At 69.2% G+C, this 18,217-nt stretch carries 19 protein-coding genes and 3 pseudogenes; 12 read left to right on the top strand and 10 right to left on the bottom strand.

The window, feature by feature from the left end; translation table 11 throughout:
* Window positions 1–143 precede the first annotated feature (143 nt).
* The gene (locus GNX96_RS13060; RefSeq protein WP_163568287.1) at window positions 144–1,010 is read right to left on the bottom strand and encodes an EsaB/YukD family protein; all 867 of its coding nucleotides are present in this window, start codon (window positions 1,008–1,010) and stop codon (window positions 144–146) included.
* 151 nt (window positions 1,011–1,161) lie between these two features.
* Here GNX96_RS13060 and GNX96_RS51380 point away from each other — a divergent pair, with 151 nt between their 5' ends.
* From GNX96_RS51380 to eccCb (GNX96_RS51370), 3 genes are read left to right on the top strand one after another with little or no spacing between them, the layout of a single operon-like run.
* The gene (locus GNX96_RS51380) at window positions 1,162–2,559 is read left to right on the top strand and encodes a hypothetical protein (protein ID WP_279580203.1); all 1,398 of its coding nucleotides are present in this window, start codon (window positions 1,162–1,164) and stop codon (window positions 2,557–2,559) included.
* Entirely contained in the window at window positions 2,550–3,197 is a 648-nt protein-coding gene (locus tag GNX96_RS51375) for an FtsK/SpoIIIE domain-containing protein (protein WP_279580202.1), read from the top strand. The genes GNX96_RS51380 and GNX96_RS51375 overlap by 10 nt, the downstream gene beginning before the upstream one ends.
* Window positions 3,149–5,062 (top strand): type VII secretion protein EccCb, encoded by a 1,914-nt coding sequence (gene eccCb, locus GNX96_RS51370; RefSeq protein ID WP_279580201.1) that lies wholly within the window; start codon window positions 3,149–3,151, stop codon window positions 5,060–5,062. The genes GNX96_RS51375 and eccCb (GNX96_RS51370) overlap by 49 nt, the downstream gene beginning before the upstream one ends.
* Window positions 5,063–5,500: 438 nt before the next feature.
* Here eccCb (GNX96_RS51370) and GNX96_RS51365 read toward each other — a convergent pair whose 3' ends face one another.
* Together GNX96_RS51365 and GNX96_RS51360 are read right to left on the bottom strand one after the other, a co-directional pair.
* The gene (locus GNX96_RS51365; protein ID WP_279580200.1) at window positions 5,501–6,043 is read right to left on the bottom strand and encodes an alpha/beta hydrolase; all 543 of its coding nucleotides are present in this window, start codon (window positions 6,041–6,043) and stop codon (window positions 5,501–5,503) included.
* Window positions 6,043–6,402 (bottom strand): hypothetical protein, encoded by a 360-nt coding sequence (locus GNX96_RS51360; protein WP_279580199.1) that lies wholly within the window; start codon window positions 6,400–6,402, stop codon window positions 6,043–6,045. Before GNX96_RS51360 ends, GNX96_RS51365 begins: the two co-directional genes overlap by 1 nt.
* 94 nt (window positions 6,403–6,496) lie before the next feature.
* Between GNX96_RS51360 and GNX96_RS13045 the strand changes: the two genes are divergently transcribed.
* Window positions 6,497–7,246: a dienelactone hydrolase family protein gene (locus GNX96_RS13045; RefSeq protein ID WP_163568286.1), complete on the top strand. Its 750-nt coding sequence runs from the start codon at window positions 6,497–6,499 to the stop codon at window positions 7,244–7,246.
* Window positions 7,247–7,265: 19 nt separating this feature from the next.
* Window positions 7,266–7,550, top strand: coding sequence for a DUF6295 family protein (locus tag GNX96_RS13040; RefSeq protein ID WP_163568285.1), 285 nt, complete (start codon window positions 7,266–7,268; stop codon window positions 7,548–7,550).
* 19 nt (window positions 7,551–7,569) lie between these two features.
* Here the strand turns inward: GNX96_RS13040 and GNX96_RS13035 are convergent, their stop codons facing one another.
* The 4 genes and pseudogenes from GNX96_RS13035 to GNX96_RS13025 all read right to left on the bottom strand — a co-directional run.
* The gene (locus GNX96_RS13035; RefSeq protein ID WP_279580198.1) at window positions 7,570–7,914 is read right to left on the bottom strand and encodes a hypothetical protein; all 345 of its coding nucleotides are present in this window, start codon (window positions 7,912–7,914) and stop codon (window positions 7,570–7,572) included.
* 46 nt (window positions 7,915–7,960) lie between these two features.
* Window positions 7,961–9,316, bottom strand: coding sequence for a hypothetical protein (locus GNX96_RS13030; RefSeq protein ID WP_163568284.1), 1,356 nt, complete (start codon window positions 9,314–9,316; stop codon window positions 7,961–7,963).
* A 10-nt stretch (window positions 9,317–9,326) separates the two neighbouring features.
* On the bottom strand, window positions 9,327–9,605 hold the full coding sequence (locus GNX96_RS67170; protein ID WP_452124473.1) for a hypothetical protein: 279 nt from the start codon (window positions 9,603–9,605) through the stop codon (window positions 9,327–9,329).
* Between the two features lie 61 nt (window positions 9,606–9,666).
* Window positions 9,667–10,764 (bottom strand): annotated as a pseudogene (locus tag GNX96_RS13025) (EsaB/YukD family protein); the annotation flags it as partial.
* Window positions 10,765–10,844: 80 nt separating this feature from the next.
* Between GNX96_RS13025 and GNX96_RS51355 the strand changes: the two are divergent.
* From GNX96_RS51355 to GNX96_RS51345, 4 genes are read left to right on the top strand one after another with little or no spacing between them, the layout of a single operon-like run.
* Window positions 10,845–11,081: a hypothetical protein gene (locus GNX96_RS51355; RefSeq protein ID WP_279580196.1), complete on the top strand. Its 237-nt coding sequence runs from the start codon at window positions 10,845–10,847 to the stop codon at window positions 11,079–11,081.
* Window positions 11,060–12,097 carry a hypothetical protein gene (locus GNX96_RS51350; RefSeq protein ID WP_279580195.1) on the top strand — a complete coding sequence of 346 codons (1,038 nt, stop codon included), beginning with the start codon at window positions 11,060–11,062 and terminating at the stop codon, window positions 12,095–12,097. The genes GNX96_RS51355 and GNX96_RS51350 overlap by 22 nt, the downstream gene beginning before the upstream one ends.
* Window positions 12,016–14,634 carry a type VII secretion protein EccCb gene (gene eccCb / locus GNX96_RS13015; protein WP_279580194.1) on the top strand — a complete coding sequence of 873 codons (2,619 nt, stop codon included), beginning with the start codon at window positions 12,016–12,018 and terminating at the stop codon, window positions 14,632–14,634. Before GNX96_RS51350 ends, eccCb (GNX96_RS13015) begins: the two co-directional genes overlap by 82 nt.
* A complete protein-coding gene (locus tag GNX96_RS51345) occupies window positions 14,574–14,792 on the top strand; it encodes a hypothetical protein (RefSeq protein ID WP_279580193.1) in 219 nt (72 codons plus the stop codon). The genes eccCb (GNX96_RS13015) and GNX96_RS51345 overlap by 61 nt, the downstream gene beginning before the upstream one ends.
* A 58-nt stretch (window positions 14,793–14,850) precedes the next feature.
* Here the strand turns inward: GNX96_RS51345 and GNX96_RS13010 are convergent, their stop codons facing one another.
* A complete protein-coding gene (locus tag GNX96_RS13010; RefSeq protein WP_163568281.1) occupies window positions 14,851–15,156 on the bottom strand; it encodes a hypothetical protein in 306 nt (101 codons plus the stop codon).
* Between the two features lie 23 nt (window positions 15,157–15,179).
* On the opposite strand from GNX96_RS13010, the gene GNX96_RS13005 reads away from it, so the two are divergent.
* On the top strand, window positions 15,180–15,521 hold the full coding sequence (locus GNX96_RS13005) for a hypothetical protein (RefSeq protein WP_163568280.1): 342 nt from the start codon (window positions 15,180–15,182) through the stop codon (window positions 15,519–15,521).
* Between the two features lie 152 nt (window positions 15,522–15,673).
* Here GNX96_RS13005 and GNX96_RS13000 read toward each other — a convergent pair whose 3' ends face one another.
* Both GNX96_RS13000 and GNX96_RS12995 read right to left on the bottom strand, forming a co-directional pair.
* Window positions 15,674–16,030, bottom strand: a complete 357-nt coding sequence (locus GNX96_RS13000) for a hypothetical protein (RefSeq protein WP_163568279.1) — start codon at window positions 16,028–16,030, stop codon at window positions 15,674–15,676.
* 221 nt (window positions 16,031–16,251) lie between these two features.
* The gene (locus GNX96_RS12995; protein ID WP_163568278.1) at window positions 16,252–16,860 is read right to left on the bottom strand and encodes a hypothetical protein; all 609 of its coding nucleotides are present in this window, start codon (window positions 16,858–16,860) and stop codon (window positions 16,252–16,254) included.
* Between the two features lie 210 nt (window positions 16,861–17,070).
* Here GNX96_RS12995 and GNX96_RS67165 point away from each other — a divergent pair.
* Together GNX96_RS67165 and GNX96_RS51335 are read left to right on the top strand one after the other, a co-directional pair.
* Window positions 17,071–17,559 (top strand): annotated as a pseudogene (locus GNX96_RS67165) (sensor domain-containing protein); the annotation flags it as partial.
* Window positions 17,556–17,876: pseudogene (locus GNX96_RS51335) on the top strand (histidine kinase); the annotation flags it as partial. The pseudogenes GNX96_RS67165 and GNX96_RS51335, both read left to right, overlap by 4 nt.
* Between the last annotated feature and the right edge of the window lie 341 nt (window positions 17,877–18,217).

The raw sequence follows: 18,217 nt of genomic DNA, 5'->3' as shown, positions 1-18,217 counted from the left end.
CGCCACCACAACCGCCACCAGTGGCACCCCAAGCCGCACGACGGTTCGTACGACACCCGGCCATCTAGCCTGCTCAGACCAGGCCGATCACCCCGGCGGCGCGCAGCTGCAGGATGTGCAGCTCTGCGAGAACGCCCGCGATCTCAGGCAGCGCGATGGCAAGCGCGCGCCGAGGCCGCGGTCCCACCACAACCGCCACCAGTGGCACCCCAAGCCGCAGCGACGGTTCGTACGACACAGGCCATAGCCCTGCGCAGACCAGGCCGTCGTCGATCGCCACCACAACCGCCACCAGTGGCACCCCAAGCCGCAGCGACGGTTCTTACGACACCATGCCCGGGGTGCCGGCTCGTACGGCGCCACCACAACCGCCACCAGTGGCACCCCAAGACCAGCGCGACCGCGCCGGCGAGCGGCATCGACCCGCCGGCCGCAAGGACGCCGAGCCAGCCGGCGAGACCGGCCCACAGGCAGCCCACCACGATCGCCAGCCGACCGGAGCTGGGCTCGCCCTGAGTGCCGGCCCACCAGCCGGCGCCGCCGCAGAGCGCGATCGCCACCACCGCGGCGAGGCCGAGCGCGGCGAACGAGCCGCTGGCACGTACGGCTGGATCGAAAAGCAACGCGAACATCCCCAGCGAGGCGGCGATCAGCGCGAACCGGAGGCTGATCTGGCCACGCCACAGCCGTCCGGAGCCGTCCACCACGTCCTCGACGGAGTCCCTGACATCCTCGACATACGCGGGACGGCCGGCGCTCGCGCCGCCGCGCAGCTCCAGCACCTCGCCGTCGATCACCCCGGACTCGAACAGCGATGCCTCGGGCTGCAGCAGGGTGCCGTTGAAGCGGACCAGCGCCCACGAAACGGGGTGCTGGCTGCCTGGCTGCGGCGGACTGCACAGCCTGAGCAGCTGGGGTAAGAGGTCCGTCACTGGTAGGGCCGCGGGCAGCGCGACATCGACGCGGCGCGAGTCGCTGACCACGGTGACTCGGCTGTAGCCCGCTGGCACTGCGCCCCCTCGTTTCGACCCAGTGGCAGTGCCGCTTTTCAGCGGCACTCCGGCAACCGCGCCGGCTGGCTCGCGCATCAATTCCGGTCGACGGCTCACCTGCTACCTCAGTGCGCGCCGCCCTCGCGCGGGAGAGCATATCGTCGGCGGCATGACGACCACCCTGGTGCAGCGGCCGGCCCGCATCGCGGTGCCCGATCCCGGCTCCGATCCCATCCTGGTGGCGGCCCCACCGCAGCAGAGCGGAGGCCAGCAGGGTGGCGCGAACTTCGCCGTCGTCCTCACCCCGATCATCTCCGGGTCCGGTTCGCTAATCGTCACCCTGACGAGCCAGGGCCGGCCGGTCCAGGCGATCGCCGGACTGTTGTTCCTGGTCGGCTCGGTCGGGCTGGGCGTGGTGTTGTTCGTCGGTACGCGCAACAGCGCCCGCCGGCAGGTTCGGGAGAACCGCGAGCGCTACCTGGACTACCTGGAGAACCTGCGCAGGCTGTTGCGCAAGGTGGTCGCCGACCAGCATGAGGCCGCCGCGGTCCGTCATCCGGACCCGTCCACACTCTTGGACGCGTGCCGGCTGGACGCCCGTCGATGGGAGCGCCGAGCCAGCCATCCGGACGCGCTCGACCTGCGGATCGGCACCGGCAAGCGGCCGCTGGCCCGGCCGCTGTCGCTGCAGGCCGACACGAACAACCCCCTGGTGTCGTACGACCCGGTCGGTCTCGGCGTGGCGCAGCAGCTGGTGGAGCGTTATGGCTCGCTGTCCCAGCAGCCCATCGTGCTGCCACTGCGGCAGATCGGCACCCTGTCGGTGGTCGGCGACCGCACGGTCGGGGCGGCGGTTGGCCCGCGCCCTGCTGGCCCAGCTGGTCACCTTCCACTCGCCAGACGACGTGCAGGTCGCGGTGGTCCGCAACCAGCAGCTCGGGACGTTCTGGGAGTGGGCGAAATGGCTGCCGCACAGCCAGGACGAGGCTCGTACGGACGGGCCACTGCCGAGCCGGCTGGTGGCGAACTCGACGGTCGAGCTGGCCGAGCTGCTGGCCGAGGAGATGAGGAACGCAAGGTCAACCGGCAGCGCCGGCGCGGCCAGGAGTTCACCGGCCGCCGACTGGTCGTCGTGGTGGACAGCGAGTTCCAGCCGTCCATCTCCGGGCTGGAGTCCGAAGAGGGCTCCTCGCTCGCCGACCTGGGCGTTCATCTGGTCGTCCTGGTCGAGTCACGGGCCGCCGAACTGTCCGTTGTGGACGCCCGGATTTCCGTTAACCCGGACGGAACGGCGACCACCGAAGGACTGGCCGACCCGTTCACGGTCGACGACGTGAGCGTCGCGGAAATCGCCGGGGTGGCCCGCCAGCTGGCGCCCGTCCGGCTGTCGGCGAGCGACTCCGGGGACGTACTCACCTCCACCATCAGCCTGCCGGAAATCCTCGGCGTCGACGATCCGGCGGCGATCGACCCGACCACCACCTGGAAACCCCCCGGCCACAGCGCGAATTCCTCCGCGTGCCGGTCGGAGTCGGACCCGATGGCCGGCCGGTTTTGTTGGACTTGAAGGAATCCGCCCAAGGCGGGATGGGTCCACATGGACTGGTGGTCGGTGCGACCGGTTCGGGCAAGTCGGAAATGCTTCGTACGATGGTCGCGTCGTTGGTCATCAACCACTCCCCCGACCGGCTCGCCTTGCTGCTGGTGGACTTCAAGGGCGGCGCGACCTTCGCCGACATGGACCCGCTCCCGCACGTCGCCGGCAGCGTGACCAACCTGGCCGACGACCTCAGTTTGGTCGATCGCTTCAAGGAAGCGCTCTACGGCGAGATGGCCCGCCGCCAGCAGATCCTTTCGGATACCGGAAAACTGCCGAACGTCGACGCGTACGAACAAGTGCGTGCGCACCGCGGCAACCTGCCGCCACTGCCGCACCTGCTGGTCATCATCGACGAGTTTTCCGAGCTGTTGACCGCGAAACCGGACTTCGCCGAGCTTTTCGTGGCGGTCGGCCGGATCGGCCGGTCGATCGGCGTGCACCTGCTGCTGGCCACCCAGCGGCTGGAGGCGGCAAGATCCGCGGCCTGGAGTCCCACCTGTCGTACCGGATCGGCCTGCGGACCTTCTCCGAGAGCGAGAGCCGCGAGGTCATCGGCGTGCCGGACGCGTACCACCTGCCGCCCGAACCCGGCTCGGGTTTCCTGAAGGTCGACACCACGGTTTTCGAGCGGTTCAAGGCCGCGCTGGTGTCATCAGCGTACAAGCCGCCGAGCGACGATGAGACAGTGATCGCGCCGGTGCTGCCGTACAACGCGACCAACGGCGCCGGTGCTCTCGCGGTCGCGCAGCAGCAGGTGCTGTCGGCGATCACCGACGACGAGGACGACGAAGAGGGCACCACGGTTTTGCGGGTCATCGTCGACACGCTGTCGATGGCTGAGTCCACGCCCGTACGACCGGTATGGCTGCCACCGCTGCCGACCGCGCTGACCCTCGACAGTGTGCACGGCCGGGAAGCGGCCGGCGAGGCGGCCGACCCGCGACACATCATCGCGCTGCTCGGACTCCGGGATGTTCCGAGCGAGCAGCGGCAGGACCCGCTGACCTGGGACGCCACCGGCGCCGACGGCAACCTGGTCGTGGTGGGCGCCCCGCTGTCCGGCAAGTCCACGCTGCTGCGAACGCTGATCAGCTCGCTCGCGCTGCGCTATGCGCCCGGGCAGGTGGCGTTCTTCTGCGTGGACTACGGCGGTGGCCAGCTGGTTCCGCTGGAAGCGTTGCCGCACGTGGCGGCCGTCGCGACCCGCTCGGACGGGGACCGGGTCCGGCGCACCATCAGTGACGTACACGCGATGCTCGACACCCGGGAAGGTGTGCTCCGCCAACACCGCCTGGACTCCGCCGACGCATTGCGTCGCGGCCGGGCGTCCGGCGAGGTGCCGGCGGCCATCTTCGGCGACGTTTTCCTGATCATCGACGGCTGGGGGCCGCTCCGGGAAGCGGACACCGATATCGAGGACCTGATCGTCGAGATCGCCCAGCGCGGCCCGACGCTGGGCGTCCACACGATTGTCTCGGTGTCGTCGCCGAACCAGATCCGGTCTCGGATGGGCTCGTCGATGGGCGGCCGGATCGAGCTCCGGCTAACCGACCACTTCGACTCCCAGATCGACCGGCTGACCGCCCAGGAGATGCCCCAGGACGTGCCCGGACGCGCGCTCGTACGCCCGAAGCACTTCATCCAGATCGCGCTGCCGCGGGTGGACGGGATCGCCGACACGGAGGACCTCGGCGACGGCGTACGCCACCTGGTGAAGCAGGTCGAACGCCGGTGGCCGGCCGGCCAGGTGCCGGTCGTACAGGTGCTGCCCGACATCGTCGACCTGTCCAGCGTGCTGGACTCGATCGCCGCCCTCGGCGAGCGGCGGATCGCGCTGGGACTGTCCGAGCGGGACCTCTCGCCGGCCTACCTGAACCTGCTCGGCGGCGACCCGCACCTGCTGGTCTACGGCGACGGCGAGACCGGCAAGTCGACGCTGCTGCGATCGGTCGTACGCCAACTGGTGGGCCGGATCCGGCACCGGCAGCGTGCTGGACGGCAGCGCCAGCATCGGCATCGTGATGGTCGACTACCGGCGGGCCAACCTGGACCTGGTGCCGAAGGACTTCCTGCTCGCGTACAGCACCTCGGCGGCGCACACCCAGCAGGTCTGCGGCGAGCTGGCCGGCTCACTGAAGGCGCGGCTGCCCGGCCCGGACGTGACACCGCAGCAGCTGCGCGAGCGGTCCTGGTGGGACGGGATGGAGGTGATCCTGGTGGTGGACGACTACGACCTGGTCACCGGCTCCGGCGGCTCCCCGCTGACGCCACTGCTGCCGTACTTGGCGCAGGGCCACGACCTCGGCATCCACCTGATCGTCAGTCGGCGCACCGGCGGCGCCTCCCGGGCCATCTTCGAACCGGTGATGCAGCAGCTCAACGACCTCGCCCCCCCCGGGCCTGCTCTTCTCCGGCGACCGTCTGGAAGGCCGCCTGGCCAACGGCGCGGTCTCCCGCCGACTGCCGGTAGGGCGAGCGCTTTACGCCCGCCGCGGCGCGGTCGCCGAACAAATCCAAACCTTCTGGACCCCACCCGTCGAGTAGCGTCCGGGCCGCACAATCGGGCCCCGATTGTGCGAATCCAGGGCGGTGCGGCGCGAAACTGTCGTACCGAGGTGACATTTTGAGCCCCCGCCCTTTAAGGGCGGGGGGTGGGTACGTGGGTTTTAGACGTCACGTAAGTAAGCGCGCGCTCTATGTTGACCTGTCAAGAACGGACAACTCGTGCTCGGGGGACGCTTACGTGCCGTGAGCGCAAGTAGGGTTCCCCCGCGGACATCCACGCGAGCGGCCCGGCGGTACTAGGTCACCGGCACGCCGAGGCCCTTTTCGAGCAGCGGGAAGGAGCGGTGCAGCTCGCGCTGCCAGTACGGCCAGTTGTGGATGCCTGGGCCGTAAAGGTCAGTCGTCAGCGGCACACCAAACACCTTCGCGCGCGTGATGAACGCCAGGTTTTCCTGGTAGAGGCCACCTTCCAGCGGATCAGGGGACGCGTTCGGCGGTTCGTACGGGCCGGGCTGTCCGTTGCCGCAAGACACGAAGGTCGGCGTGAAACGCAGCAGCGGCACCAGATCGGTGGGGTTGTGCGCCGCCCAGATCGCCGCCTGCCGGTCCGGGTCGCCCCCCAGAGCGCCGACGGGTCCGCGCCGGTGGCACCGACGATCTGCATGATGACCTGGGGGCTGTTGATCTTGGCGTCGACGTACGTGGTGTCGATGACGCCGCTGTACGACGCGGCCGCACGGAACATTCCGGGATGCCTCGCGGCGTACGACAGCGCCCCGAAACCGCCCATCGACAGGCCCGCGATCACCCGCCTGGTGCCGGCGCCGTAGCCGCGTTCCAGGAGCTGTCGCAGCTCGGTCAGGTGGAAGGTCTCCCACGCCGGTGCGCCACGCTCGCCGTGGTTCCACCAGTTCGAGTAAAAGCCGGCCGGGCCGCCCTCGGGCATCACGACCAACGCCGGCGCGTTTTAGCGGTGAACGCGGCCACGTCGGTGCTTCGGGTCCAGCTCAGGTACGAGTCGCAGCAGCCATGCAGCAGCAAGTAGAGGATCGGCCAGCTCCGGTGCGCACCCATCGACCAGCCGGCGGGCACCAGCAGCCGGGCCTTCGCGGTGGTGCCGAGCGCCGGGGAGTCCACAGTCAGGTCCAGGGTGCGACTGTCCACCCACGTCTGCGCGACTACCCGCGCGCCGTCATCGGCCCGTACCGCCGGTCCGGCGTCCGCGAAGGCCGCGGGTACGGTGAAAGAGCCGGCGATCAGCATTGCGGTCACCAGCAAGGCGACCAACGATCGGAAACTGCGCATGGCCTGATCGTTGTCGCGTTGTCCTTGAATCGCAACAAGATGCACGGCGAGCCAGCCGCTTGCGGACAATCACGCGGGTTAAAGGAGAAATAGAATGCAAGACGCACTGCGCGCGGAAACCATCAGCATCACCGGGCACAACGGTGACGAGATCGAGGAGGCCTACCTGGCCACGCCGCTGAACGACACCCCGCGCGGGTCGGTGATCGTGATTCACCACATGCCCGGCTATGACCGTGGGACCAAGGAAATCGTCCGCACCTTCGCGGCGAACGGCTATGCCGCGCTCTGCCCGAACCTGCACCACCGGGACGCCCCCGGCGCCAGCCCGGATGACGCCGCGGCGGCATCCCGGAACAACGGTGGCGTGCCGGACGACCAGCTGATCGGCGACGTGGCCGCGGCGGCGCAACACCTGCGTTCGCTGCCCTCTTCGAACGGCAAAGTGGGCACCATCGGTTACTGCTCCGGCGGCCGGCAGTCGTTCCTGGCCGCCACCGCCGTCGACCTGCAGGCCGCGGTCGACTGCTATGGCGCCTTCATCATTCGTACGCCCGCGGAGCTGGGTTTCCCGCTGCAGGTCGAGCCGATCCTGGACCGGGCCAAGGACCTGCGCTGCCCGCTGCTCGGCCTGTTCGGCGCCGAGGACAAGTTCCCGTCGCCGGAGGAGACCGGCGAGCTCGCCGCCGAGCTGGACCGGCTCGGCAAGCCGTACGAATTCCACACGTACGAAGGCGCGACGCACGCGTTCTTCACCACCAACCGGCCGAACTACCACATCGACGCCGCCCAGCAGGGCTGGCAGCGGATCTGGGAGTTCTTCGGCAAATACCTGGCTTCCTGACGTTCTGGAGGACCGTCCCATGTGTACTTATCTGACGGAGAAAATCGAGATCGACGGCAGCGGCAAGGGCGCGACCGGCTGGTTCGGCTGCACCTGCGCGACCGTCTATATCGACCACCCCGTGCACGCGCCGTACGCGCACACGGTGAACATCGACATTCTCAACCCGGCCCTCGGCCCGTCCGCGCGAGTCGCGCTGGAGCTGACCGAGGAGTCGGCTTTGGCGCTGGCCAACGCGATCCACGCCGCGCTCGCGGCGGCCCCAGCCGGCATCGCGTCGGTCAACCAGAAGGTGGGCGCCTAACTCGGGCGGGCGGGCACGATCAGGGGTGGCTGGAGGGCGTAAGGGGCGCGGTCACCGGAGCGTTTTGTTGCTTCTTCTGCTGGTCGTCGGAGGCCTGCTGCTTACGGAAGGCGCCAGCGACCGCCAGCCCGGCGATCACCACGGCCACCAGAATCACCCCGACCAGCACGCCCGGCCAGATCCGCCGACGGTCCCGCCACGTACGGGATGAGCCGAACAGCAGTGCGGCCCGCAGCTGCCGGCGGCGCAGCACATCGGATTCGAGCATGTAGCGCTCGACGTTGGGGGTGGTGCTCGAAGACCAGCCGGCAAGCGTCTTCTGCCGAGGCCTCCGAGGGGGCGCGGCCGGCGGCGGGGTCGTCACCGGACGAAGTTCTCGTCGGTACGTTCGGCGGCGAACGCGGCCAGGGTCAGGTACGCCTCGCGGGTCGCTGGCCGGAGCGCGGCCAGCGAGAGCGGGCCACCGGCCTCCAGCGCCCGGTCGTACGGCACCAGCACGACCCGCTGGCTGCCCCGAGCAGCGCGCCGAGCCGGCGGATGGCGGTCCTGTACGACCGGTTGGTCATCCCGACCACCGCGACTACCAAGTGCCGCAGCCGGTCCGGATCGACCTGGTTGATCCGGCCCATCGCGTACTGCACAGCATCCACCAGGTCGGGCTGCGCCGGCTGCACGATCACCAGCCGGTCGGCGCGCGACATCATCGCGTGCGCGGTGCCGGAGACCTCGTCACCCACATCCAGCACGGTGAACGGGTAGGCAGCCCGGACCTGGTGCAACATCTCGACCAGGTCGCCGCGCTCGGCCGGCGAATACCAGGGCGCACTGTCGATCACCGCGAGCGAACCGATGGTGGCCGGGGGCTGCGGCAGCGCGGCCATCGTGCCGGCTCGGATCACGTCGTTGGCGCTGACCGAGGACGTGCCGGCGACTCGGGAGGCCAGCGACCGGGTGCCGGCCTGTACGTCGACCAGAGCGGTCTGGTCACCTCGTACCGTCGCCAGCGCGAGCGCGACTCCGGCGCAGGTCGTCGTGGTGCCAGCGCCCCCGACGGTGGAGAAGAACGACGTGACGCGGGGCTCGCGTTGCCTGGTGCGTACGCGCGCGATCAACTCGCGTTCACGCTGAATCGACCCGGCCGCGGACGGCGCCACGATGCCTTTGCCAGCACCACGCGCGACCTGCCGCAGGCCGCTCATCCCAGGCAACGTCCCCCACTGCTGCCGCACGGTCCCGCCGGCGGCCTGCAGAGCAGCCGGATCCGGACCAGCGGGCTGCGGTGGCAACGGTGGCACTGCAGGCCCCACGAGGCCTTGCGGCATGGTCTCCAGCGGCCGGCGCAGATACGTCCCGGGGCTCGCGAACCGCAGCGAACCGTCGCCCGAAGGCGGTGAGCTGGTCGGCATCGGCGCCGCTCGGCCGACGATTCGGCCGGTGCCAGCCGGCCGGAAAACCGTGGCCAGCGGTGGAACGGCCAGCCCGCCACCGGTGTCCGGCTCGCGCAGGGTCGGCTGGTGCGGATGCTGGAAGCCGCCAGGCAACGACGGCGGGTACGGGCCGGGCGGCGCACCGGGCGCGGCGGACACCGGGCCAACCGCCAGCGGGCTGGCCGACACCGGTTGCCATGCCGGTGGCGCGACGGGCAGCGGCGGTGGCGCCTGTAGGCCCAGGACACCCGGGTCGATGCCCATCCTGGCCAGCGCTCCGGCGGCGTCCTGAGCGGCCCGGCCGACCGTGTCGGAGTCCTGCTCGTCGGCTTCGGTCATGCCCACCCCCTCAGATCCCTTCATAATTCGCCATCGACGCAAACACGCCGCTCGCGCCGACGGTCAGCACCACGGCGGCGACCACCACGGCGATCTCCACCCAGTTCAGGACCTGTTTGGCGCGTGCGGTGGTGACCGGTGTGACCGGCAGCGCGGCGATCACCAGCACCACCAAGGCCGCGATCATCGCCAGCGCCGCGGCCCATTGCTGCAGCCCAGGCGTCCGCTCGCCGGTGGCCAGCCCGACTCCGGCCAGCACCACGGCACCGCCCAGGCGCAGCGGCAGCACGTGCCGCAGCCGGCCGAACGCTCGCGACCGGAGCAGCAACAACACGCCCCATCACCGGCAGCAACAGCAGGCCCCACACGGTCGTCGACCGGATCAGCCAGCCGACTCCGGCGGCGACCACCAGCGCCGCGCCGGTCAGCGAACCGGTCAGCAAATACGTGCTCTGCCGGACTCGATCGGTCAGTTCCTGTTCGCTGATCCGGGCCACGTTGCGGAGCCGAAAGTCAGCCGCCGCGAGGCCGCCGACCGCGATCGAGGCCCGCGGCAGCGCGCCGGTGAGCAGGATCGCCAACAGCATGTCAACCAGGACCGCGTCGTCGATCGAGCCGCCCGCCAACGAGGTGACCATGGCGGCGAGGCCGGCCGGTACGAGCACCGCGCAGGCCGCGAGATGCGGGGTCGCGTACGACGTAAGACCCCGGCAGATCACCACGATCGCGGTCAGGTAGACCAGCGCGGCACCAAAGGCGACGACCGGCCCGGCGCCCAGCCAGGTGGCCAACAGCCAGCCGGCGAGGCCACCCCAGCCGGCGGCGACGGTGACCAGCACGGTCGCGGCGCGTACGTACGTGTTCCGGCCCGCCCACCAAGCCGCGCCACCCAGCAGGACGGCGGCGAGCACCGCGGCCAGCAACGAACCCGCCTGGTGCGGCTCCCGTACGGCCGGCAGCAGCGGCAACGCGGCCATCGCTACCCCTGCGGCCATCAGCACGAAGCCCTGAGTCGTCCGGTTGGCCCACAGGTCGTCGCCGGCGTCGACCGAGTCCTCGACGGCATCTCGTACGTCCTCGACATACGCCTCGGCGCCACCGACTTCGGCCGCCCGGAGCTCCAGCACGTCGCCGTCCACGACGCCCTCTTCGGTCAGCGAGTGGGCCAGCGCGATCGGCTTGCCGCCGACCCGCCCCAACGACCAGGCCTGCGGCTGGTCCGCGCCGGTCTCGGGCAGGCGAAACGCAACACCTGCGGCACCACGTCGGCCACTGGCAGCTCGGTCGGCAGCGCCAGATCGACCCGCCGCGACCCGTGCACCACGGTCACCCTGCTGTACGCGGTCGGCACCCTGTGCCTTCCCCTTTCGCGACCCCTGAACTGTCCGGGGACAGTGTCCACCTTGCTCGTACTGCTCCCGGTTTCCGGCCGTACGTGCCGTCAGCACGTCATGGTGGCATGGACCGTCCACTATGGTCCCGTGCAGCCGCAACCCCAGCACCTCGACCGCTCGGCTCTGGAGATCGCATGACGACCACGCTGGTCCGGCGGCCGGCCCGGATCGCGCCACCGGCGGTGCCGGCGGACCGCGTCCAGATCGCCGAGCCGCCCCACCTGCAAGCGCAGCCGCCGGCGTCGATGAGCGCCTCGATGGTGGTCATGCCGGTGATCTCCGGCTGCGGCTCGCTGCTGGTCGCGGTCACCAACCCGGACAAGCCGCTGTTCGCGGTCGCGCCGGCCTGTTGTTGCTGGTCGGCTCGGTAGGGGTCGGGGCGATCATGCTGATCGGCCAGCGCACCGGGCCGCGCCGGCAGAAGCGGGAGTCCCGCGAGCGCTACCTCGACTACATCGAGGACCTCCGCCGCGACCTGCGGGACACCATCGATCTGCAACGCGCTGATGCGGCCTGGCGGCACCCGGAGCCGGCCCGGCTGCTGGACGTGGCCCGGATCGACGCCCGGCGGTGGGAGCGGCGGCCGGCCGACAGCGACTTCCTGGTGCTGCGGGCCGGTTCCGGCGACCGGCCGATCGCGACCCAGCTGACCCAGTCCAGCGACTTCAGCCCGCTGTCCGAAACCGATCCGGTCTGCGCCGAAGCGGCCCGGCAGCTCGAACACCGCTACCACCGGCTGCACGACCAACCAGTGCCAGTCGCCGTACGCGACTTCGGGGTGCTGACCGTGGTCGGCGATCGCGCGACTGGGCGACAGCTGGCGACCGCGATGATCAGCCAGCTGCTCGCCTTTCACGCGCCTGAGGACGTACGCCTCGCGATCGTCCGGGACGAGCGGCACGAAGCCAGCTGGGACTGGGCGAAATGGCTGCCGCACACCCAAAGTCCGGCCACCATGGACGGCGAGCTGCCGGCCCGGCTGATTGCTTCCTCGGTGTCGGCGCTCGCCGAAACCCTGCAGCCGGAAATCGAGCTGCGGCTCGGAACCTTGCAGCGCCGGCGCGGCCAGGTCTCGTCCGGGATGCGGCCGATCGTGGTGCTGATCGACGGCGAGAACCTGACGACCGTCCGCGGGCTGGAGCCGGCCGACCGCTCGGTGCAGCTGCGTGACCTGGGCATTCACCTGATCGCGCTGCTGGGCACCCGGCGCGAGGAGCCGGAGGACGTCGACTGCCGGATCGTCGTACGCCCCGATGGCACCGCCGAGCTGCCGACCGAAGAGACCTTCGCCGTCGATCAGATCAGGTGCCGGACGGCCAGCCGCTCGCGATGGCGCGGCTGCTCGCGCCGCTCCGGCTGGCCGCCGACGAGTCGGCCGAGTCGCTGACCGAGACGATCGGGTTGCCCGAGGTGCTCGGGGTGCCCGATGTCGCCGCGCTGGACCCGCAAACCACCTGGCAGCCGCGGATGTCGCGGGAGTTCCTGCGGGTGCCGATCGGCATCAGCGCGGACTCCCGGCCGGTGATGCTTGACTTCAAGGAGTCCGCGCACGGCGGCATGGGCCCGCATGGTCTGGTGGTCGGCGCGACCGGTTCAGGCAAGTCGGAGATGCTGCGTACTTTGGTGTCCTCGCTGGCGATCAACCACTCGCCGGACCGGTTGGCGTTGCTGCTGGTGGACTTCAAGGGCGGCGCGACCTTCGCCGGCATGAAGGACCTGCCGCACCTGGCCGGCATGATCACCAACCTCGCCGACGATCTGACGCTGGTCGACCGGATGCGGGACGCCCTTTACGGCGAGATGCAGCGCCGGCAGGAAATCCTTAAAGCGGCCGGAAACCTGCCCAACGTGACGGCGTATCAGACGCTTCGCGACGAAGGCCAGCCGCTGGAGCCGTTGCCCGAGCTGCTGGTGATCGTGGACGAGTTTTCCGAGCTGCTGGCCGCGAAACCGGATTTCGCCGAGCTTTTCGTGGCGGTCGGCCGGATTGGCCGGTCCATTGGGGTCCATCTGCTGCTGGCCACCCAGCGACTGGAAATGGGCAAGATCCGCGGCCTGGAATCGCATCTGTCGTACCGGATTTGCCTGCGTACGTTCTCCGAAGTGGAAAGCCGGGACACCATCGGCGTGGCCGACGCGTACCACCTGCCGCCAGAGCCCGGCTCCGGTTTTCTCAAGGTGGACACCACCATTTTCGAGCGTTTCAAGGCCGCGCTGGTGTCCGCGCCGTACCAGGCGCCTGAGGACGCACCGAAACAATACGTCCCTGTGGTGCCATATCTGGCGGTCAACGGTGTCGGTGCCTGGATCGCCGCGATCGGACAGGCCCAGGCCGCGAAGGAGGATCTTGGTGCCGCGCCGGCAAAAGGTGGCGCGACCACGGTCATGGACGTGATCGTCCGGCAGCTCGCGAACGCCGGCGCGCAGCCCGTACGACCGGTGTGGCTGGAGCCGTTGCCGGCGCTCGTCACGCTGGACCGCGTCCAGGACCCGGCCGGTCGCGCGCTGCCCGGCACGGTGTCCGCGCTGGTCGGGCTGGTCGATGACCCGGGAGCGCAGCGGCAGTTCCCGATGGAATGGGATTTCACCCGTGGCGGTGGAAACCTGCTGGTCGCCGGTGCGCCGCAGGCCGGGAAATCGACCCTGCTGCGAACGATGATCTGCTCGATGAGCCTGCGGTACGCGCCTGGCGAAGTCGCCTTCTACTGTGTCGACTACGGAGGTGGCGGCCTCGGTCCGCTGGAGGAGCTGCCGCACGTGGCCGCGGTCGCCAGCCGGGTCGACCCGGACCGGATCCGCCGAGTGATCGGCGAGGTGGCCAGCGCGGTCGAACAACAACGCGAGGAGATCTTCCGGCAACACGGCTTGGACTCGATGGCGGCACTGCGGACCGCGCGGGCCGCCGGTCAGCTGCCGCCGGACGTTCCAGCGGACATTTTCCTGGTGGTGGACGGCTGGGGCAGTTTCCGGGAGGAATTCGAGGTGTTGGAAGGCGCGGTCTCCGAAATCGCCGCCAGAGGCCTGAACTACGGCGTGCACGTCATCCTCAGCATCGGCCAGACCATGCAGGTTCGGCTGCGCATGCAGGCCGCTTTCGGCGGCCGGGTCGACCTGCGGCTGAACGATCCTTTCGACAGCGCCTTCGACCGCAAGATCATGGAGCGGATCAGCAAGGACACCCCGGGCCGCGCGCTGGTCGAAGGCGACCTGCTGGCCCAGGTGGCACTTCCCCGGGTCGACGGGAAAACCTCGGTCGATGATCTCGGTCGGGCGCAAGTGGAGCTGGTCGCAGCCGTACGGGCGCGGTGGCCGGAAACAGCCGTCCCGGTCGTGCGCTCGCTGCCGGCCGTTTTCGACTGGTCAGCGCTGCCGCCCGTACACATCGGCGACGCCAGCATCCCGGTCGGCATCTCCGAGCGCGACCTGGCACCCGCCGGGGTCAGTCTCACCGGCGGCGACCCGCACCTGCTGGTCTACGGCGACGGCGAGACCGGCAAGACCAACCTGCTGCGCGTACTGCTGCGTGGAGCGATGGCCGCCGCCACTCCAGAGCAGCTGGGCATCGTGCTCGTCGACTACCGGCGGACGCTGCTGGACGCGGTGCCACCGGAGTATTTGCTGGCGTACTGCACCGCGCAGCAACAGACCGCCGCGGTCGCCGCCGAGATCGCCGGCTCGCTCCGGCAGCGGATCCCCGGCCCGGCCGTGACCTCCGAGCAGCTGCGGACCCGGACCTGGTGGAAAGGCCTGGAGGTGATGTTCGTGGTCGACGACTACGACCTCGTCGCCGCGTCCGCCGGGAACCCGCTCGACGCGCTGGTGGAATACGTGCCGCAGTCCGCGACCTGGGCCTGCACCTGGTGGTGGCCCGTCGTACCGGCGGCATCTCGCGGGCCCTGTTCGAGCCACTTCTGCAGCGGATGAACGACATCGGCACTCCCGGCCTGCTGTTCTCCGGCGACCGGATGGAAGGCCGCCTCGTCAACGGCGTCGCCTCCCAGCGTCTCCCGGTCGGCCGTGCCCTCTACGCCGGCCGTGGCGGCAACGCCTCGCAGATCCAGGCGGCCCTGCTCCCCGAGTAGCTGTCCTCGAGCATGCAAAACCCCGTACGCAACGACGTACGGGGGTTTGCGGAGAAACTCAGGCGCCAGAGGCGAGGATGCTCTGGGCTTTCTGGCCGCCAGCCTGGAAGGTGTCGTTGACCTGGTTGGTGGAGCCCTGGAACTGCCGGACGCCGCTGATGTATTCGTCGATCAGCTGGTCGGCCTTGGCCATGCAGGCCTGGTGCTGTTCCTGGCCCATGCCGCCGGCGAAGTTGTCGATCGCCTTGCTGACGTGGGACTTGAGGGTGGCCCGCAGCGCGTCAATGTTGCCGGCGTGACCGCCTTGGTCGGAGCTGAGCTGGTCGAGGACGCCGAAGTCGGCGCGGATGGAAGCATTGGACATGTCGGAAGTCCTCTCAGGCGTTGATGCCGCGCGCTGAGCGCGGAGGTGAAGGTGTCCGCCGAGCCGAGCGAACCCTGCTGCGCGGAGTGGGCGTCGTCGTCCGAGTTCACCAGGGTGTTCTCGGTGGTCACCGCGCGGCGGGCCTGTTCGGCGATGTGGTTGGCCAGCTGCGTGAGGTTGGCGCCGGAGAGCGTCGAGATGTTCGTGAACGACGAACCAGCGGAGCCCTTCAGGCCGGCCTGCGAGGCGTCCATCTTGCCGACGAACGACCGCGACTCGCTGTGCTGGTCGCCGGCGTTGGTGTCATACCCCTGCCCGGACTGCGACAGCACACCGACTTCGTTGAGATTGACGAGCGTCATTGACCCCTCCAGTAGGTCGAGGCGGCGGCGGCCGGCGATGCCCTCGCCGTTCTCACCTGGGTGACTCCCGGTCAGGGTACAAAACCCCCGCAACCCCCGTTGACCAGCGGAAAGAGAATCGACTCAGGCCCACTACGGACGGTGTTCGGCGGGGGTCAGGCCCGCAGCCGGTGCCACAGCGGCAGCGCGAGTACGGCTACCAGGCCAATGGCGAGCACGACCAGATCCTGCGGTCCATGCCAGTGCAGGGTGCCGTCTGTGCTGAGCAGGAAGCCCTCGACGCAGAGCCAGCCCACGACGGCGGTGAAGGCGGCTGCTCCGACGGACATCCACCGGCTGACCACCACCAGCGCGGCCGCGACGCCCAGCGCGAGCACCCACCACGGCACCGCGGCTGGGAACAGTGTGGTGACGGCGGTGGCGCCGAGCGCGGTGGCGAATCCGAGCGCCATGCCGAACTCCCACCGCAGTTGATCCGGGTGGGCTTCACGAAGGTGCAGGCTGACGGCCATGCCTTCGACGCTAAGTCGGCTCTGGCCGTACGAGACCCGGCCCTAACGCGTTCTTAACCACCGCCCGCCGATTCTTAACGCCCACACCCCCGGCCAGCTTCGCCAAAACTCCGGTGCGGCGCGAAACTGTCGTACCCTCCGGCAGATTTGCCCCCACCCAGTGACGGGTGGGGGGTGGGTTCGAGGACCGATGTTCAACTAAAAATTAAGGTCCAACAAGATCAGTGGCTACGTACGGTCCACCGCCGTCCGAGTCGAGTCGACGGCAAGCCGTCGCCGTGCGCTTTTCCGTGATCTCGTTGGCCTGAGGCCTCAACCCTCTTCAGGTAGGTCCGCTGCCGGATGCGTTTCCATGGTTTGACCACGGATAGTACGAGCATGAAGGTCAGCAGCGAGATGATGCTGACCGACGCCCCCAGCAGCTCGGCTCGATCGACCAGATACGCGGAATCGGCGAGCACTCCCGGTCGACCGCTGCGCGTCGACACAGCGTCCAGAGCCCAGCCACCGACCAGAATCGGAGTGGTGACAAGCAGGACGCTGGTCAGCACGAGTTTGATTGTCACCCACCAATAGCGCACCAGACCCCATTTTGTCTTCAGGCCCAGTAATGCCCCGGTGACGAGCGCTGTCACCGAAAGAGCAGTCAGCGGCCAGCGGTCCAGGACATGCGCAATCTCGTGAGCCGCATGCCGCAGCTGTGGGTCGGCCGTGAGCAATCCGGCGATATTGATCGTCAACATCATGAATCCGCCGCCAAGCCAACCGATCGAACTGCCGATATGCAGAATGTCCAGCAGATTCTTGGTCTTCCTTGTTGCCTTTCGCATGACTACAGGCTGGATCCCGGTACGCGCCGGCGTAATACCGCTGGTGACAGGGCAAGGGTATAGAAAGCTGTATGGGCGGCCGGCCGGAAACGTCGTAGTCTCGGCGGATGAGCGACGCGAGGACAGGCTGGGAGGCGCTGCGTCTGCCGCCTTGGCAGTTCCTGTCCTCACGCTGGCCGTGGCGCGCGCTCTCGCGGCTACCAGGCCAGCGGCGCGCTGGTCGGTGCGGCGACGATGATTTCGCTCGTACTGCTGACATCCCTCGGAGTTCTGTTGTCACCTGTCCTCATTGGACTGTGCCTGCTGACCGCCGTGTGCCTGCCTGGCCGGTCTTCCGCTGGCCGCAGTCGAGCGGCGGCGGATGGCGCTGATGGGATTTTCGGTCGCCGGCAGTCCGCACCGCGAGCCGCCAGCGCCCGGTGCGCGGACCTGGCTGCGGGCCAGGCTGACCGAGTCCGCCACCTGGCGGGAGCTGTTTTTTTTGCGCTGTCGACAGGTTCCGTGCTCTGGCTTTTCGATCTGACGGTGGTGACGGTGACCGTGCTGCCGACAGCCAGTACGTTGTTCGGGCCGCTCATCACCGCTGTCGCGCCAGCACGTGCCGTACCAGCCGGCGTCGCCGCCCTGGCCGGCTGGATCTGGTTGACCCCGTTCATCGGACTGGTGCTCTGCATCGGTTCGGCCTACCTGCTCGTGTGACGACCGCGACCGCGCGGGCGACGCTCGTCCTCAGGTTGTTGCCAACAGGCCCCGATCCGGCCAGGCAGGTGGCTGACCTCACCCGGTCCCGGGCTCGGCTGGTGGACGGGTTCGAGGCCGAGCGGCGGCGGATCGAGCGCGATCTTCATGACGGTGCCCAACAGCGATTGCTGGCGCTGTCCCTGCAATTGGGGCTGCTACGCGTACGGCTGACGCACGAACAGGTCTCAGCGGAGATTCTCGAAGCGGTCGAAAATGCTCACCAGCAGGCCAAACAGACCATCGACGAACTGCGTGACCTGGTGCAGGGCATCCACCCGCGGGTGCTCGCCGACCGTGGCCTCGGACCGGCCGTAGTCGAGCTCGCCGGCCAGGCGACGATTCCGATCGAGCTGGATTTTGAGCCGGCACAGCGATTTCCCGCGCCGATTGAGGCCGCCGGTTATTTCACCGTCGCGGAAGCCTTGACAAACGCGGTAAAACACGGCGCGGCGCGACCGTATTGTGGTCACTGGCCGGCACATCGCGGGCACACTCACTGTGGTGGTGACCGACGATGGAGTGGGCGGTGCGGACATTTCCGCCGGCTCCGGGCTGCAAGGACTGGTCGACCGCGCCGACGCGGTCGGCGGCACCTTGACCGTGACGAGTCCGGCAG

This window comes from Fodinicola feengrottensis, assembly GCF_010993775.1.
GTDB lineage: Bacteria > Actinomycetota > Actinomycetes > Mycobacteriales > HKI-0501 > Fodinicola > Fodinicola feengrottensis.
Note: the sequence above shows the minus strand (reverse complement) of the source record. Positions and strands in the feature narration are given on the sequence as shown.

Bases quoted from the DNA above. Each gene is read 5' to 3' on its own strand.
- GNX96_RS13000 (WP_163568279.1), bottom strand. From the start codon at position 16,030: ATGGCCGTCAGCCTGCACCTTCGTGAAGCCCACCCGGATCAACTGCGG.
- GNX96_RS13030 (WP_163568284.1), bottom strand. From the start codon at position 9,316: ATGACCGAAGCCGACGAGCAGGACTCCGACACGGTCGGCCGGGCCGCT.
- GNX96_RS13040 (WP_163568285.1), top strand. From the start codon at position 7,266: ATGTGTACTTATCTGACGGAGAAAATCGAGATCGACGGCAGCGGCAAG.
- GNX96_RS51360 (WP_279580199.1), bottom strand. From the start codon at position 6,402: ATGCGCAGTTTCCGATCGTTGGTCGCCTTGCTGGTGACCGCAATGCTG.
- GNX96_RS12995 (WP_163568278.1), bottom strand. From the start codon at position 16,860: ATGCGAAAGGCAACAAGGAAGACCAAGAATCTGCTGGACATTCTGCAT.
- GNX96_RS13005 (WP_163568280.1), top strand. From the start codon at position 15,180: ATGCCGCGCGCTGAGCGCGGAGGTGAAGGTGTCCGCCGAGCCGAGCGA.
- GNX96_RS51355 (WP_279580196.1), top strand. From the start codon at position 10,845: ATGACGACCACGCTGGTCCGGCGGCCGGCCCGGATCGCGCCACCGGCG.
- GNX96_RS51380 (WP_279580203.1), top strand. From the start codon at position 1,162: ATGACGACCACCCTGGTGCAGCGGCCGGCCCGCATCGCGGTGCCCGAT.
- GNX96_RS13045 (WP_163568286.1), top strand. From the start codon at position 6,497: ATGCAAGACGCACTGCGCGCGGAAACCATCAGCATCACCGGGCACAAC.
- GNX96_RS13010 (WP_163568281.1), bottom strand. From the start codon at position 15,156: ATGTCCAATGCTTCCATCCGCGCCGACTTCGGCGTCCTCGACCAGCTC.
- GNX96_RS51365 (WP_279580200.1), bottom strand. From the start codon at position 6,043: ATGCCCGAGGGCGGCCCGGCCGGCTTTTACTCGAACTGGTGGAACCAC.